Annotated in this window: 20 protein-coding genes and 1 tRNA gene; 6 read left to right on the forward strand and 15 right to left on the reverse strand. The window is 63.7% G+C overall.

What is annotated here, in order from left to right; all coding sequences use genetic code 11:
* Positions 1–1605: a carboxyl transferase domain-containing protein gene (locus ACYCVF_RS12270; RefSeq protein ID WP_459595777.1), complete on the reverse strand. Its 1605-nt coding sequence runs from the start codon at positions 1603–1605 to the stop codon at positions 1–3.
* 23 nt (positions 1606–1628) lie between these two features.
* Positions 1629–2801: an isovaleryl-CoA dehydrogenase gene (locus ACYCVF_RS12275; RefSeq protein WP_459595778.1), complete on the reverse strand. Its 1173-nt coding sequence runs from the start codon at positions 2799–2801 to the stop codon at positions 1629–1631.
* A gap of 113 nt (positions 2802–2914) precedes the next feature.
* Between ACYCVF_RS12275 and ACYCVF_RS12280 the strand changes: the two genes are divergently transcribed.
* A complete protein-coding gene (locus tag ACYCVF_RS12280; protein ID WP_459595779.1) occupies positions 2915–3943 on the forward strand; it encodes an AraC family transcriptional regulator in 1029 nt (342 codons plus the stop codon).
* A 103-nt stretch (positions 3944–4046) separates the two neighbouring features.
* Here ACYCVF_RS12280 and ACYCVF_RS12285 read toward each other — a convergent pair whose 3' ends face one another.
* The 5 genes from ACYCVF_RS12285 to ACYCVF_RS12305 form a co-directional block, all read right to left on the reverse strand.
* Positions 4047–4343, reverse strand: a complete 297-nt coding sequence (locus tag ACYCVF_RS12285; RefSeq protein ID WP_459595780.1) for a DUF3551 domain-containing protein — start codon at positions 4341–4343, stop codon at positions 4047–4049.
* Positions 4344–4556: 213 nt separating this feature from the next.
* Positions 4557–5048, reverse strand: a complete 492-nt coding sequence (locus ACYCVF_RS12290) for an Lrp/AsnC family transcriptional regulator (protein ID WP_459595781.1) — start codon at positions 5046–5048, stop codon at positions 4557–4559.
* 129 nt (positions 5049–5177) lie between these two features.
* Entirely contained in the window at positions 5178–6038 is an 861-nt protein-coding gene (locus tag ACYCVF_RS12295; RefSeq protein ID WP_459606426.1) for a DMT family transporter, read from the reverse strand.
* A 71-nt stretch (positions 6039–6109) separates the two neighbouring features.
* A complete protein-coding gene (locus ACYCVF_RS12300) occupies positions 6110–6646 on the reverse strand; it encodes a TetR/AcrR family transcriptional regulator (RefSeq protein ID WP_459596456.1) in 537 nt (178 codons plus the stop codon).
* Positions 6647–6958: 312 nt separating this feature from the next.
* Positions 6959–7264 (reverse strand): ETC complex I subunit, encoded by a 306-nt coding sequence (locus ACYCVF_RS12305; RefSeq protein ID WP_061020800.1) that lies wholly within the window; start codon positions 7262–7264, stop codon positions 6959–6961.
* Between the two features lie 258 nt (positions 7265–7522).
* On the opposite strand from ACYCVF_RS12305, the gene ACYCVF_RS12310 reads away from it, so the two are divergent.
* Together ACYCVF_RS12310 and ACYCVF_RS12315 are read left to right on the forward strand one after the other, a co-directional pair.
* On the forward strand, positions 7523–8698 hold the full coding sequence (locus ACYCVF_RS12310; RefSeq protein ID WP_459595783.1) for an OpgC domain-containing protein: 1176 nt from the start codon (positions 7523–7525) through the stop codon (positions 8696–8698).
* Positions 8699–8865: 167 nt separating this feature from the next.
* Complete coding sequence (locus ACYCVF_RS12315) at positions 8866–9291, forward strand: translational machinery protein (RefSeq protein ID WP_459595784.1); 426 nt, start codon at positions 8866–8868, stop codon at positions 9289–9291.
* A 59-nt stretch (positions 9292–9350) separates the two neighbouring features.
* On the opposite strand, the gene ACYCVF_RS12320 is transcribed toward ACYCVF_RS12315, so the two are convergent.
* The 5 genes from ACYCVF_RS12320 to ACYCVF_RS12340 all read right to left on the reverse strand — a co-directional run bounded on the left by ACYCVF_RS12320 (position 9351) and on the right by ACYCVF_RS12340 (position 12725).
* A complete protein-coding gene (locus ACYCVF_RS12320; protein ID WP_061020797.1) occupies positions 9351–9545 on the reverse strand; it encodes a hypothetical protein in 195 nt (64 codons plus the stop codon).
* A gap of 779 nt (positions 9546–10324) precedes the next feature.
* A tRNA-Pro gene (locus ACYCVF_RS12325) sits at positions 10325–10401 on the reverse strand.
* 101 nt (positions 10402–10502) lie between these two features.
* Positions 10503–10988, reverse strand: coding sequence for a DUF192 domain-containing protein (locus ACYCVF_RS12330; protein WP_459595785.1), 486 nt, complete (start codon positions 10986–10988; stop codon positions 10503–10505).
* Between the two features lie 114 nt (positions 10989–11102).
* Positions 11103–11765 (reverse strand): cold-shock protein, encoded by a 663-nt coding sequence (locus ACYCVF_RS12335; RefSeq protein ID WP_459595786.1) that lies wholly within the window; start codon positions 11763–11765, stop codon positions 11103–11105.
* Positions 11766–11963: 198 nt separating this feature from the next.
* Positions 11964–12725 (reverse strand): SIR2 family NAD-dependent protein deacylase, encoded by a 762-nt coding sequence (locus ACYCVF_RS12340; RefSeq protein WP_459595787.1) that lies wholly within the window; start codon positions 12723–12725, stop codon positions 11964–11966.
* Positions 12726–12960: 235 nt separating this feature from the next.
* Between ACYCVF_RS12340 and ACYCVF_RS12345 the strand changes: the two genes are divergently transcribed.
* Entirely contained in the window at positions 12961–13125 is a 165-nt protein-coding gene (locus ACYCVF_RS12345) for a hypothetical protein (protein ID WP_271528287.1), read from the forward strand.
* Between the two features lie 72 nt (positions 13126–13197).
* On the opposite strand, the gene ACYCVF_RS12350 is transcribed toward ACYCVF_RS12345, so the two are convergent.
* Entirely contained in the window at positions 13198–13485 is a 288-nt protein-coding gene (locus ACYCVF_RS12350; protein ID WP_459595788.1) for a hypothetical protein, read from the reverse strand.
* Between the two features lie 281 nt (positions 13486–13766).
* On the opposite strand from ACYCVF_RS12350, the gene ACYCVF_RS12355 reads away from it, so the two are divergent.
* Together ACYCVF_RS12355 and ACYCVF_RS12360 are read left to right on the forward strand one after the other, a co-directional pair.
* Positions 13767–13997 carry a hypothetical protein gene (locus ACYCVF_RS12355; RefSeq protein WP_459595789.1) on the forward strand — a complete coding sequence of 77 codons (231 nt, stop codon included), beginning with the start codon at positions 13767–13769 and terminating at the stop codon, positions 13995–13997.
* Between the two features lie 74 nt (positions 13998–14071).
* Complete coding sequence (locus ACYCVF_RS12360) at positions 14072–14197, forward strand: hypothetical protein (protein WP_459595790.1); 126 nt, start codon at positions 14072–14074, stop codon at positions 14195–14197.
* Here the strand turns inward: ACYCVF_RS12360 and ACYCVF_RS12365 are convergent.
* Both ACYCVF_RS12365 and ACYCVF_RS12370 read right to left on the reverse strand, forming a co-directional pair.
* On the reverse strand, positions 14194–14406 hold the full coding sequence (locus tag ACYCVF_RS12365) for a hypothetical protein (protein WP_459595791.1): 213 nt from the start codon (positions 14404–14406) through the stop codon (positions 14194–14196). The two genes, ACYCVF_RS12360 and ACYCVF_RS12365, sit on opposite strands and share 4 nt — an antisense overlap.
* Before the next feature lie 628 nt (positions 14407–15034).
* A complete protein-coding gene (locus ACYCVF_RS12370) occupies positions 15035–15229 on the reverse strand; it encodes a hypothetical protein (RefSeq protein ID WP_459596496.1) in 195 nt (64 codons plus the stop codon).
* Positions 15230–15492: the final 263 nt, after the last annotated feature.

The following is a 15492-nucleotide window of genomic DNA, read 5'->3' on the forward strand; positions in this document are numbered from 1 at the left end:
TCACATCCTGAACAGGCCGAATTTCGTCGGCTCGATCGGCGCATTCGACGCCGCCGAGAGGCCGAGGCCGAGCACGAGGCGCGTGTCGGCCGGGTCGATCACACCGTCGTCCCACAGGCGCGCGGTCGCGTAGTAGGGATGCCCCTGGCTCTCATATTGCGCGCGAATGGGCTCGCGGAACTTGTCTTCCTCTTCCTTCGACCAGCTCTCGCCCTTGGCCTCGATGTTGTCGCGCCGTACCTGGCTCAGCACCATCGAGGCCTGCTCGCCGCCCATCACCGAGATGCGCGCGTTCGGCCACATCCAGAGGAAACGCGGCGAGTAGGCGCGGCCGCACATGCCGTAATTGCCGGCGCCATAGGAGCCGCCGATCACGACGGTGAATTTCGGCACCGAGGCGGTCGCGACCGCCGTCACCAGCTTGGCGCCGTCGCGCGCGATACCGCCGGCCTCGTATTTCTTTCCGACCATGAAGCCCGTGATGTTCTGCAGGAACACAAGGGGAATGCCGCGCTGGCAGCACAGCTCGATGAAATGCGCGCCCTTCAGCGAGCTTTCGCTGAAGAGAATGCCGTTGTTGGCGATGATGCCGACCGGATAACCCCAGATATGGGCGAAGCCGCAGACCAGCGTCGTGCCGTAGAGCTTCTTGAATTCGTCGAACTCGGAGCCATCCACCACACGCGCGATGATGTCGCGCACGTCGAACGGCTTGCGGCCGTCGACCGGCACCACGCCGTAGATCTCCTCCGCCGCAAACAGCGGATCGCGCGGCGGATGCATGTTGAGGTTCGGCCGTGCCGACGGCTTCAGCGTGCCGACGATGCGCCGCGCGATGCCGATCGCATGGGCATCGTTCTGGGCATAGTGATCGGTCACGCCGGACTGGCGCGAGTGCACGTCGGCGCCGCCGAGCTCCTCGGCGCTGACGACCTCGCCGGTCGCTGCCTTCACCAGCGGCGGGCCACCGAGGAAGATAGTGCCCTGGTTGCGCACGATGATGCTCTCGTCCGACATCGCCGGCACATAGGCGCCGCCTGCCGTGCAGGAGCCCATCACGATCGCGACCTGCGGAATGCCCTGTGAGGACATCTGCGCCTGGTTGTAGAAGATGCGGCCGAAATGCCGCTCGTCCGGGAAAATCTCGTCCTGCAGCGGCAAGAAGGCGCCGCCGGAATCGACCATGTAGACGCAGGGAAGATTGTTCTGTCGCGCGATGTCCTGCGCGCGCAGATGCTTCTTCACCGTCATTGGATAATAGGTGCCGCCCTTGATGGTGGCGTCGTTGGCGACGATCACGCATTCCCGGCCCGAGATGCGCCCGACCCCGGTGACGACGCTCGCCGAATGCACGTCACCGCCATAAAGGCCATAGGCCGCAAGCGGCGACAGTTCCAGGAACGAGGTGCCGGGGTCGACCAGCAGGTCGACGCGCTGGCGCGCCAGCATCTTGCCACGCGCGGTGTGGCGATTGCGCGAGACCTCGCCTCCGCCGCCCGCGACCTGGCTCAGCTTCTCGCGCAAGTCGGCGACGAGCGCGCGCATCGCCTCGGAATTGCGCGCATAGTCTGATGAAGAAACATCGATGCTGGAATGGAGCGGCATGGTGATTCCAATGAGGTGAACGTTTAGGCCGTCTCGGCCATGAGCTCGCGGCCGATCAGCATGCGGCGAACCTCGGAGGTGCCGGCGCCGATTTCGTAGAGCTTGGCGTCGCGCCACAAACGCCCCACAGGGAATTCGCTGGTATAGCCGACGCCGCCGAGCGCCTGGATCGCCTCGCCCGCCATCCACGTCGCCTTCTCCGCGGAATAGAGGATCGCGGCGGCCGCGTCCTTGCGCAAGCTGCGCGCGTGGTCGGCGCGGTCGCAGGCGCGCCCCACGGCGTAGACATAGGCTCGCGTGGCCTGCCAGGTCGAATACATGTCGGCGAGCTTGCCCTGCATGAGCTGGAAATCGCCGATCGGCTGGCCGAACTGCTTGCGCTCGTGCATGTAGGGTACCACCGCGTCCATGCAGGCCGCCATGATCCCGAGCGGGCCGCCCGAGAGCACGGCGCGCTCATAGTCCAGGCCGGACATCAGCACCTTGACGCCCTCGCCCACCTTGCCGAGCACGTTCTCCTCCGGCACCTCGCACTCGTCGAAGAACAGCGGATAGGTGTTGGAGCCACGCATGCCGAGCTTGTCGAGATGCTGGCCGTGGGTGAAGCCCTTGAAACCCTTCTCGATCAGGAAGGCGGTCATGCCGCGCGGGCCGGCCTCCGGATCGGTCTTGGCATAGACGACCAGCACGTCGGCGTCGCCGCCATTTGTGATCCACATCTTGGAACCGTTGAGCACGTAGCGGTCGCCGCGCTTGTCGGCGCGCAGCTTCATCGAGACGACGTCGGATCCGGCTCCCGGCTCGGACATCGCGAGCGCGCCGACATATTCGCCCGAGATCAGCTTCGGCAGATAGCGCTGCCGTTGCGCGTCGTTGCCGTTGCGGCGGATCTGGTTGACGCACAGGTTTGAATGGGCGCCGTAGGACAGGCCCACCGCCGCCGAGCCGCGCGAGATCTCCTCCATGGCGACGATGTGGGCGAGATAGCCCATGCTGGAGCCGCCATATTGCTCCGGGGCGGTCATGCCGAGCAGGCCGAGGTCGCCAAAGCGCTTCCAGAGGTCCGCCGGAAACAGGTTTGCCTTCTCAATCTCGGCGGCACGCGGGGTGATCTCCGCCTCCACGAAGGCGCGAAGCGTGTCGCGCAGCAGGCTGATGTCTTCGCCCAGATCGAAATCGATGCTCGGGATGTTCAAGGCGATTTCCTCCGTATTTTGGGGTCCGAACCTAGCGGGGTCCCGGGCCTCTTGCAGTCGAAAAGGTTGCATTTTCCGCCAAACTTGGCGAGGATTTTCCGGAGGGATTTCCGATGCCTTTTCAAGCCGCCACAGCAATCCCGCGCCGCGCCGTCACCCCTGCCGCCTTCGTCCGCGGTGTGGTGGCAGCCTATGAGCGATACGGCCGCGATCCCGCGGAGGCATTGAGCCGTGGCCAGGTCGCGCCGGACTTCCTCAATTCTCCGGATGGGCGGGTCACCGCCGCCCAGTTCGAGGCCCTGGCGGGCCATGCCATGCGCGAGCTCGACGACGAGGCGCTCGGCTGGTTCTCGCGGCGGCTGCCTTGGGGCACCTACGGCATGCTGTGCCGGGCCTCCATCACCGCTCCGACGCTGGAGGTCGCGCTCAGGCGCTGGTGCCGGCATCACCGTCTGGTCACCGAGGACGTGCTGCTCGACCTCGAGGTTGGCGAGGAGACCGCAATCGTGTCGATCAGTGAGTTGCGCGATCTCGGGACTTTCCGCGAGTTCTGCCTGGTCACCCTGTTCCGCTACGTGCTCGGCTTCTCCTGTTGGGCCGTTGATTCCAGGATCGCGCTCCGCGCAGCTGAATTCCCTTACCCCGAGCCCGGCCACGTCTCGGTCTATCCGACCATCTTTTGCCGGACCGTCCGCTTCGATGCGGACCGCTCGGCCATCGTCTTCGACAAGCACTATCTTTCGCTGCCGCTGACGCGCAGCGCGGCCGATCTCGACAACATGCTCAAGGGCGCGTTGCGGCTGACCGTGCTTCCCTACCGGCGCGACCGGCTGCTGGTCGAGCGCGTGCGCCGCGTGCTTCGCCATGCGCGCGGACGCGCGCTCGGCGCCGAGGACGTCGCGCGCGAGCTGGCGCTGTCCACCCGCACGATGCATCGGCGCCTGCGCGAGGAGGCGACCTCGCTGCGCGATCTCAAGGAAGAGGCGAAGTTCGAGCTCGCCAAGCAGGAGCTGATGCGCGGCCGCACCCCGATCAAGCGGATCGCGGAGATCGCCGGCTTCCGCAACGAAAAGAGCTTCTCGCGCGCGTTCCGCGGCTGGACCGGCACAAGCCCGCGCGAGTTTCGCGGCCGTTACCGGTGAGGCGCGAGCCAGCGCGACCTTGTGAGTCCATCATGGACGGGGGGCGGCCCCGGAGACGGATCCCGGAGTCCGCAACGTCTCCAAGCCGGTCCGGATTGCAACGTCAGTTCGAGTTGGTCTGCCCGCCCGGCCGAAGCTTGCGCGATTGCGACCGCTTGGGCTGATAGGCCAATGCGTCATTCGGTGTCTTCGCTCCACCGCTCTGCGCACACATGCCGCCGATGCCGTCGGCCGCGGCGCGGCAGGCCTCCATCGTCGGATAGCCGCAACCGTGGGCGGCCTGTGCACCATTGGTGATGCAGTAGTCCTCGGCCTGCGCGGCGGGCGCGGCCATCATGAGAAACGCAGATGCAAACAGCGTCGCAGCGGATGCAACGAACGTCTTCGAGATAGATGTCATGGTGTCTTTCCTGCTTCAGGGTCCCACAAAGGGGAGGCCTCGGCATGCCAACACGCTGAGGTCCGCGCCTCGCATCTAGGCGGCACAGGGGAACCGGCAATCACGGCTCGCGCATCGCAGGGCTTCCCGGTTCTCATGTCACAGTTACGTGACTTACTCACGCATCGGAATTCGGATTATCGACATTTCGACGCCGGGGAGTGTTCGGATCCCCTATCCTGCAGTCGCCGCGACGACCTCCTGCAACGGCAGCGGCACGTCCTTTGCGACGCCAAGCACCGGGAAGCTCCGGACGTTCTTCACGTCAGGCATCGCCGCGAAATGCAGGAGCTGCTGGCGCATGCTCTCGACGCTCGGCGCCACGCATTTGAGGAGATAATCGGTGTCGCCCGAAATCCGCCAGCACTGCTGGATGCGCGGGATCGCGGCGATCGAGCTCTCGAACGCCTCCAGCACTGGCTGTGCCTGACTGCCAAGCTGGATCGAGACGAACGATACAACCTCATAGCCGAGCCGCCGCTCGTCGATCACGGCCCGCACCGCCCGGATCACGCCACGGCTGAACAACGACTTCAGCCGCCGCAGGCAGTTCGGCGCGGACACGCCGACGCGCAGCGCAAGCTCGTTGTTGCGAACCCGCCCGTCCTGCTGCAGCTCGGATAAGATCTTCAGATCGACGCCGTCGAGCTGGTCACGCCCGGCCATCCCCCACCTCGTCACGCTCCCGTCAGGCCCGCCAGCGAAGCACGCGGCGGAATCGATGCCAAGGCCCGGAAAAGGGATCCTGGCCGATTATGTCGCGCGGCCGACGTCACAGCTGAACAGGACAGGGATTCAAATTGGTCGAGCGCTCGGCCTGACTTGTGTCATGGCGACGCCGGCGATCGCGAGCAGCCCACCGATGATCAACCTTGGGGTCATGCGGTCGCCAAGAAATAACACGCTCGAAACCAAGGCGAACACCGGGAGCAGCAGACCGAAGGGGGCGACGCGGTTCATGGAGCAACGGGCGATCAGCCAGAACCAAAGGCCGAATCCGACAATTCCTCCGATGAAAATCGTGTAGGCGAGTGCCAGCCAACCGCGTCCATCCGCCGTGACAAGGCTGGCCATTTGACCATGTTCAATGAGCAGCGACATCAACATGACCTGCGGCACCGTGAGCAGTGACGACCACCCCATCAACATTAACGGATCAAAAGGGCCGTAGCGTTTCGTCAAGACGTTTGACACTGCGAATGCGAACGCCGCCCCGATCACAAGCAGGAGGGGAAGGATGTTTGCCGATGGGCCGGGCTCCGCTGCCAACACGACCACGCCGACGCATGCAAGGACCACTCCGGCGGACGTGGTGACAGACGGTCTCTCCGCGAGCAGCGGCCAGGCCAACAGGACGGTGAAGGGCGTGGCGAGTTGATACGCGACGGCCGACATGCTTCCCGAGCCGAGCCCAAGGCCAACATAGAACAGCCCGAAGTTCAGGCCGCCAAGGAAGAGCGAAATGGCTGCGACCGGGCCGACCTGCCCACGTGTGGGCCTCTTGACGAACGGAACAAGCAACAGCGCGATGGCCAGGAAGCGCAGTGCGAGGAAGAAGAGCGGCGGAAACTCCGTGACGCCCGCCTTGATCGCCACGAACTGGTAGCCCCAGAGCAAGGGAACGGCCACCGCGCAGATGATCTGGATGGCAGACATGGCACTTCTCCTTTAAAGACCGATCAGTCCAGATATTGGCGCGCCGATAGCGGAGCCACGCCATGGGTTATTCACTTGATGAAGCGATCGAGAAGAGCCTCGACGGTGGCTTGCGACGTGATCCGTGTCGGTGCCGTTTTGCCGACCACGCGTAGCCCCTCGACGAAACAGACGAGGATTCGGGCGGCACTTGAAGGGTCGACACCATCAGCCAACCTGCCCGCCGTCTCCGCGCGGGAAAGTGCATCCGCCACCCTTGCCTCCATGGCTTTGAAAAAGCTCGCGACGCGACGACCGACTTCAGCATCCTGGCCGGCCAGTTCCATGGCCGTGGCCACGAGCAGGCATCCGCGCCGGCCATTGGCGCCGCTCGTGCGGTCAACATAGCCCGCAAGGTAGGCCCGCAGGCCCTCGACCGGCTCGTTGTGGGGATCGAATTCGATATCCATTCGTGTCAGGGCATCGGCGATGTAGCGATCAAGCGCCCGCAGGAAGAGCGAGTGCTTGTCGCCGAAGGCGGCGTAGAGGCTGCCACGCGAGAGTTTCGTCGCACGAAGAAGATCCGGGAGCGCCGTCGCGTGATAGCCGCGCGACCAGAATACGCCCATGGCGCGTTCGACAGCAGCATCCACGTCGAAGCTTCGGGGCCGGCCTCGGGGCAACTGCGCTGGGGTTCGGGACCTCATTACTCATATATAGACCAATCGGTCTTTAAATCGCAAGGACCGCCCTGGGTCGGAAGCGGTATCGGCTGACGGGGTGCTATTTCTCTCGATAATGAGGCCGGCTGCATGGTCGGTCGTCAGGCTGCGACCATGCCGATAACCGGAGCTGACGATCTCCCCCGCGTCATGACGACCGGGATTTCGGCCCTCAAGGCCTTTCATGCGTCGGCAGGTAGCGCCTGCGCAGCCCGCCCCTCAATGCGTCCAGGGCTCGCCGCGCCGGAAGGAGAAATTGTCCGCATAGGCAACCGGGCGGCGGATCGACTCCTTCGGCTCGATGACCTGGTAGGCGATGCCTTTGCGCTCGCAATAGGCGATCGCCTCTTCCTTGCTATGGAAGCGCAGCGTGATCTGCTGCTTCATGTCGCCCGACGAGGTCCAGCCCATCAGCGGCTCGACCGAACGCGGCTGCTCCGGCTCGTAGTCGAGCTGCCATTCCTTCGTCTTGGACCGGCCGGATTGCATCGCGTTCTTGGCGGGCTTGAAAATGCGTGCGGTCATGGGTGGTCCGGGCCTCTTGGTCTTTTCGTTCGATTCCGATGCGTCACGGTGGCAGTTGGTGGAAACCGCCGGCATAGTATAGAGACACCGTTCGGGAAATGTTCGGTTGATTCCGGCTCCCGGGGTGCCCTGTTTATTGGGTATAGTCATTATGCTGCACCGTGACAATTGCGTACCCGCCTTCCTCGCCGGGATGCCGCCCGGCGGCTCGACCTCACCGATCGCCGCGCTTCTGTCCTATCCGAAAGCTTCCGTCGCATGGCCCTCCTGAACATCAGTGCAACGCTTCCCGACAAGGGCCGCGATCTCCGGCTCGACCTGTTTCGCGGCGTCGCGAACTGGGCGATCTTCCTCGACCACATCCCCGACAACGTCGTGAACTGGATCACGACGCGCAACTACGGCTTTTCCGACGCCGCCGACCTGTTCGTCTTCATCTCCGGCTATACGGCGTCCTTCGTCTACGCTCGGATGATGCTGGAGCGCGGCTTCATCGTCGGTGCCACGCGGCTCACCAAGCGGGTCTGGCAGCTCTACGTCGCCCACATCATCCTGTTCGTGATCTACATCGCCTCGATCAGCTATCTCGCGCTACGCTTCGGCGACTCCGAGATGATCAACGAGTTCAACGTCGCCGGCCTCGTCGACAACGCCACCGAGACGCTGCGCCAGGGCCTGTTCCTGCGCTTCAAGCCGCTCAATCTCGACGTGCTGCCGCTCTACATCGTGTTGATGGGGCTGTTCCCGCCCGTGCTGTGGTTCATGCTGCGCAAGCCCGATTTGACGATGGCGCTATCCATCGTGCTGTGGCTCACCGCCCGCCATTTCGGCTGGAATCTGACGGCGTATCCAGCCGGGCAGTGGTACTTCAACCCGTATTGCTGGCAGGTGCTGTTCGTGTTCGGCGCCTGGTGCGCGCTGGGCGGTGCACGCCGCTCGATGGCGCTGATCAACGCGCCGATCACGCTCTGGCTGTGCCTCGGCTATCTGCTGTTCGCGTTGGTCATGACCATGGCCGGCCGCTTCCCCACCTTCGCCGGCATGTTCCCGGAGTGGCTGTTCTCGGCCTTCAACCCGAATGACAAGACCAACCTTGCACCGTACCGCTTCCTCCATTTCGTGGTGATCGTGATCCTGGTGATCCGCTTCGTGCCGAAGGAGTGGCCGGGGCTGGAGTGGAGGGTGTTCGATCCCTTGATCGTTTGCGGCCAGCAGTCGCTCGCCGTGTTCTGCGTCGGCGTGTTCCTGTCCTTCGTCGGCCATTTCGAGCTGTCGATGAGCTCGGGCTCGCTACTCGCGCAGGTCTTCGTCAGCATCGCCGGCATCGCGATCATGACGACGGTGGCCTATTACATCTCGTGGTCGAAGAAGCAGGACAAGCCGCTGAAGCCGCCGCCGCCCAAGCCGGAGGCAGCCGCGCCAAAGGCGGCCTGAGCCGGCGATTCCTGCTCTTCGGAGCGCCCTCCCCCGTTGCCCCGCTCGTTGAGCCGGGATCGAATTGACATGGGTCAACAGGGGCACAGCCGGTCCGCATAGTGTCGCCGCGACATGCGCCGCCGCACCGAACTTCGGCGGCCTCCTCTCGCACAAGGCCCAGACACATGCCCACTCATTTTCACGCCGTGATATGGATCGACCATTCGCAGGCCAGGATCTTCCATCTCGGCCTCAGCGGCTCGGACGAAATCACGCTGCATCCGCATCTGGCGACACGCCATCTTCATCACAAGGCCAATGCGATCGGCAGCGGCCATGCAGCTCCCGACAAGGCATTCTACACTGAGGTGACCAAAGCCCTCGCCGACGCCGGCGAGATCCTCATCATCGGTCCGGCGAACGCGAAGACGGAGCTTGCCAGCCACATTCGCGCGAGCTTACCCGATCTGGCCAAGCGGATTGTCGCGGTGGAAGCAGCCGATCATCCTTCCGACGCCGAGATCGTCGCCTATGCGAAGCGTCACTTCAAACTGCCGCTGCCGCGCGTGCAGACACCGGGCTCGGCAGCAGGCGAGCGGCATTCGGGTTAGGACCGCACGGCCTCAACAACCAGGGGCGAGATGATGGTTCATCCCAATCTCACCGCGCTTCATGCCGCCTCTTCGTCGTCGAACTCGGTGAATTTCCTGTAGATCCAGTCGCGGCCGTCGTGGCGGCGCCAGACCTTGCCGACCACGAACTGCCCATTGATGGAGCGGCGCGGCACGATCACTGTCCACAGGTGCCAGATCTCGGTCCAGCTCGACTGCGGACCGACGGCCTTGAGGTTGCGATCAAGAGACATGGGCAGAACTCGCTGGCGCAGGACTCAACCGACTCGCGCCGCGACGAACCGTGATCTGTGGTCGCACAGATTGAAGAAGCCGATCGCGAGCCTGGCCCAATCTGATAGCAGCCGCCAAGACGGCCGCAACAACCGCTCGCCTTTAACCTAACCGATCAACCTTACTCCTTGGGATGGATCCGCGCTTTCGGTTGAAAGCCCGCGCCGGGTTTCCTAGAATGCGCGCGATTTGAGAATGAGCGCGCTGTTTCGGCGCACGGTGATTTTCGAAGTGACCTCGAACTTTGCAAGCAGTCTCACGTTTTGAAAAACAATTGGTTTGCGGGGGACAACAATAATGAAGCTGCAATGTGCACGTCTGCGCCTCGCGCTGTTGGGGCCGCCGGCGCCAGTCCAAAGGACGCCGTCACAAGAGCCGCCGCAAGCCGCCAACGACAACCAGGCCGTCTGGTCATACATCCCGTTTCCGCCGGGCTGGCACGCCTCGAACTGACTCCTCCCGGCGGTACAACGCCGCGCAAGCGGAATCTCGGGGCTTGGCGGCGGCGTCACTTCGAACGTTGCGCGCTGAAACCGCAGCACACAAACGCCTGTGGCGAATGCTGAAGGTTCGAGGCGGCTGTGCCGGCAAGCAGTCTCCGGAATAGGCGTGGTCGGATGGTGATGTTGCGGTTGGGGTTGACCTGCGCTCTCGCCTGAACCGCCTGGCGCATCGCCGGCTGGAGCCCGTGTCGAGGACCAGCGCCTCCGAGCATTAGATTGGCGTTGAAGCTCGGGACTGGTCGGGGCAGCTGGATTCGAACCAACGACCTGCAGTACCCAAAACTGCCGCGCTACCAGGCTGCGCTATACCCCGAATGTCCGGCGAGCCCCGTCGATACACGCTTCCAGAGGCGCCAGCAAGCTTCCCAAGCGGGGCTTCAAACCCGCCAGCAAGGCCGGCGTCCCCGCTCCGCCCTATTTGCTGCTGAACAGGGGGTGGCCGACGCGGTCACCCGGGCGGATGCCGTACTTCTGCGCCGTTCCCGCTACCACCTCCAGCACGGCCCGGGCGGGGCCCCGGGACGAGATGACCTTCGTCGACAGCGGCTCGGTGTTCTCGGCGATACGCAGGATGCGGCCATCGGCGCGGATGAAGATCATGTCGAGCGAAACATAAGTGTTCTTCATCCACATCGAGATTTCCTGCTCGGGATTGAAGTCGAACAGCATGCCTTTGCCGTCCGGCAGCTCCTTGCGATACATCAGGCCGGTCTGCTTCTCTTCCTCGGTCGTTGCCATTTCCACCGAGAACACCTGCACGCCGTTCTTGGTGACGATCTCGAGCGGCTGGAAGCTTGCGGCGCCGACGGGCGCGCTGGCGACGGCACAGCCGGCGATGACGAGGATGGCGGCAAGCCAGCCCTTCGCAACGGACCAGACGGCCTTTCGGTCAAAACTCATGGGGGCTCTCGAGGCGTGGGACTTTTCCAGTCCTTACGCGGCGGCCGCCGGAAAGAAAAGAGGCGCGCCGGCCAGCCGGCACGCCTCTGCTCACGATTGCGGGAATTGGTGCCTTCAGTGCGACTGCAATCCCGGCGATCCGGTCTCGGGATGGATCTCGGCTGCCATCATGCCCTTGGAGCCGGGCCCGAAGCGGACGAGCACATACTGGCCCGGCCTGAGTTCGGTCATGCCGAAGCGGCGCAGCGTCTCCATGTGCACGAAAATGTCGGGCGTGCCCTCGCCGCAGGTCAGGAAGCCGAAGCCGCGCAGCCGGTTGAACCATTTGACCTGGGCCCGTTCCAGCCCGCTGGTCGGGGTGACCGTGACATGGGTGCGCGGCGGCAGCATCTGCGCCGGATGGATCGCGGTCGACTCGTCCATCGAGACCACGCGGAACGCCTGGTAACCCTTGGCCCGCTGGATGCACTCGACGACGATGCGGGCGCCTTCATAAGCGGTCTGGAAGCCGTCGCGCCTCAACACGGTCACGTGCAGGAGGACGTCCGGCCATCCATTGTCTGGAACGATGAAGCCATAGCCCTTGGAAGCGTCGAACCATTTGATGACGCCATGGACCTCGACCAGATTGGCGCCCGTCTCGCCAAGCCCGCTGAAGGGACTGAGGGCGCTGTCGCGGCCGGCACCGCCGTGCTCGCCCGGCGTCATTCGCCCGGGCGATACTCCCTGCCCGGGAATCCCGAGCTTCTTGGACTCAAATCCGTCCGACGACCCCATAACCCCGGACCCCACACTGCCATGCAACCCGCCACATTGGCGGCGCTCGAATCACGCGTCTTTGGAGAACCTTCTCGACTCGACGCGACGCGAATCTTTCGACTCAAAAGATAACACTCCCGGTTGCGAGGCATAGACAAAAAAGAGATTCGCCGGAACCTATGAACAGCTTGCACTGCCGCGAATCAAACTGATGCCTCAATTACCGACAAAGGGCCCGAGCGCTTCGCCGATGTCGTGGCGGATCACGAGGTCGGCGATGTCGTCCTGATCGGTCGGCTCGCGATTGATGATCACCAGGCGGGCACCGGCGCGCTTGGCCATCATCGGGAATCCCGCCGCGGGCCAGACCACGAGCGAGGAACCGATCGCGATGAAGAGGTTGCAGGCTTGCGACAGCGCAGTGGCGCGCTGCATTTCGTCGTCCGGCATCATCTGGCCGAAGGAGATCGTGGCGGCTTTCACCGGCTCGTCGCACGCGGTGCAGCTCGGCGCCGCGCCGTCGCGCTCGAAACGGTGCTTCACCCAGTCGAGCGGATAGGCCTGCCCACATCCGATGCAGCGCGCATAAGTTGTATTCCCATGAAGTTCAATTACGTGCTCGGCGGCGAAGCCCGAGGCTTGGTGCAGATTGTCGATATTCTGGGTGATGACGGCGGGAACCTTGCCGGCGCGGTAGAGCGAGGCCAGCGCGCGGTGGCCGCGACCGGGCTTCGCAGCGGCAAAAATCTCCTCCATCGCGAAGCGGCGGCGCCAGGATTCGTCGCGCGCGCCCTGGCTCGCCACGAACTCGTCGAACGGGATCGGACGATAGCGCGTCCAGATTCCGCCGGGCGATCGGAAGTCGGGAATGCCGCACTCGGTCGAGATGCCGGCGCCGGTGAACGGCACGATGGACTTGGCCTCGGCGATCATCTCGCCGAGCCGCTCGACGCCGCTCCGAAGATCCGTTGCGATCAATCGCGCCTCCCGACTCGTTTTGCCTGACAGCAACATGCGCAAACGGCAAGATTGCTGACGCTCTTATCAAGCGCGAACGCGATGCGCTCGGCAATTTTTACAATCCTGCAATGCCTCCTCCCCATTGACGCCCCAATCAGGAGCGCCAATGGATGTATTGACGCGACTCAAAGTGATTGCGGCGGCAGTGCTTGGGTTCAGGTGTGCACATGCTCAGGTGTAGAGGGGATTTGACATGACCGAGGACGAAGAACGCAAAGCTCGTGAGCGCGATGAGATCGCCGCCCGTGTCGCCGCCTTCCGTGCCACGCAGGAAAAGTTCCAGCGCGAGCGCGAAGAATACTTCGTGTCGACGCTGGAGAACGCACGCAAGGTCGAGCGGCCATCGCTCTGGCCGTAGATCATCGCGAAAGCAAACGCGAAGACGTGAGAAAAGCCCGGAGCATCGCTCCGGGCTTTTCTCTATTGGCGACTACCAATGCCGCCAGTGGTGATGGTGGTGGCGGTAATACGGCCCGCCGCCGTAATAAGCGTAGGGACCGGGTCCGTAATAGTAGCTCGGCCCGCCGTAATAGCCGTAGCCCGGACCGTAATAGGGACGGGATGCGGCGACGGCGCCCGCGGTGATCGCGCCGGCGGCAAGGCCGAACGCAAGGCCCGGGCCGATACCGCGCCCGCGCGCCTCGGCCGGCGCTGGCGCCGCGACCGCGGTCACACCGACCGCCGCGACGGTGGCCAGAACTGCCAATGTCTTCGTCATGCTCTTCTCCTTCGCGTGTCCTGGAGACAACCGCGAGCGCCTGCGATGGTTGCGCAACGGGCGGGAACCGCCCCCTGTCAAAAAAGATCGAATGGCGGGAACGAAATCGCCGGACACGGATTGATGTTCCAAGTGCGGGAGCCTCCGCCATCCGGGTTGAGGCAACAGCACGAAGACCCCGCCAGCATCTCCGCGATGCTGGCGGGGTTTTCAGTTTCACGGGAGCAAATGGCAGCAGACAGTGATTGCTGCCAGCGGGGCGAACGATCGAGGAGAAGAGTTTGCCGCTATCCGCTTTGCTCGCCCGTATCCGCAGGCTCGTTCCCAAGTCCGATGATCAGCATTACGACGAGATCGTCCGCGGCTTCGGTGTCGGCACGCTGCGCCCGCCGGCGACGCCCATGAGCGACCGCGAATTGGCCCAGGCGATCGCCGAGTTCCTGAAGGAGCAGCCCTCCAGCGAAACCGTCGCGACGCTTGGCCGCCGGCTCGACCCCTCCTCTCCGGTCTGAGCAGCGCTCGCCCTGGCCGCGGAACATGCGCTCGCCGGGCACGTTGACGGTGCCTTAAGACGAGGAGATGCGACATGCCTGTTTGGCTTGAAGTGCTGGTGAACCTGTCCGGCTATGCGGGCTTCGTTGCGCTGGCGACGCGTGGCGCCGGCTGCCCTGATACCGCGACGAACGATCCGATCTGCGGCGGCGAGCGTTAATTGGCGTGCGGCGGCTGTCCCGCCGTGCGCACCAGCCGGTCCGCCTTGACCGCAACGCGTGTGTCCTCGGCCTGTGGCCGCAGCGAGAAGCTGATCAAAACGAAAGCGAGACAGAACAGCGTGCCGACGATGGCGACGCGCCGGTAAGTCTGCCGGTCGCCCTGGTAAAAGGACGGCTCTGAAAGAGGTGTCTCTGAAAAAGGCGTCATGGCAAAATTGCTTCTTGGCAAAGTCGTTCTTGCTTGTCCTTGCCAGACACCTACGCCAACCCGCAGCAAGCGCAACGCGATTGGGCTTTTAACCTAACCGAATAGGGTTATCGGCATCCCCGCAAGCAATCGTTAGGCAGTCCGAGGCGGGCACCTTTGCAGGAGCCCCGAACGGTGACCGGCTTTGTTCCAGCTTCGACTCCATTTCGTTCTCGAGGAACGAATCGGAATCGCAGAAATCGACGCAGGGCAATTCCTAACAAAAGGCGTGCATGGCCACCCGAACGCGTCATCCCGTTCAACATCGATCCGGCGGCGGCGCTTGCGCGCTGACGGCTGTCTTGGCGCAAGCGCAGCGATCGTACAGAACATTTTGCAGCCTCGATCAGAAGCGGCACGCATCCATTGTGGCTCCTCACCTCACTCTCGCGCGGAGGATGCGGACGGGATCGTGCCAAGCATCACGCCATCGATCCGATACGCGCGGCCGCATCACCGGCAAGCCAACGCGTTCTGCATCCGACTCCATTTCGTTCTCGAAGAACGAATCGGAGTCGCGAAAATCAGTGCGGAGCGATTCCTAACGATCGATGAAGGCGCGCGCGTCGGCAAACTCCTCGGCGGCCCATCAAGCGCGAGCCGTCAGAGCGACATCGCGCTTGCCCGTTGCTGGGTATCGCCGACTGAGGTCGGCCGGCCGCTTCGGCTTCCCCTTCGAGAAGCATTCGAGGATCTGGATGCGGAGCTCTTCGGCGGCGGGGCCCTCGACCTTCCTGAGCTCGTTCCAGAGTCTGATCACTTCGCGCTGTTTATCCACGGTCATGAGTCACCTCCAAATCGTCCATCAAGGCGGCTCACACTAGAACAAAATAAGAACAAAAGTCCAGCCCTTCGCGAGACGTTTCGCGGGCGTGTCGCGCTGAACCTTTTCGGCGCAGCAAAGACACATAGGAGCTGGGGATTTCAGCGCCCAGTTACACGGCAGCGCCGCGTGGCGAACATATTCCGTCACCGCGGCGCTGTTGCTTTTTAGAATTTCAACTTTAAGTTACGCGCATGGCTGACGGCCAGGCGCTGAAATCCCAG

The organism is Bradyrhizobium cedriense (genome assembly GCF_054602315.1).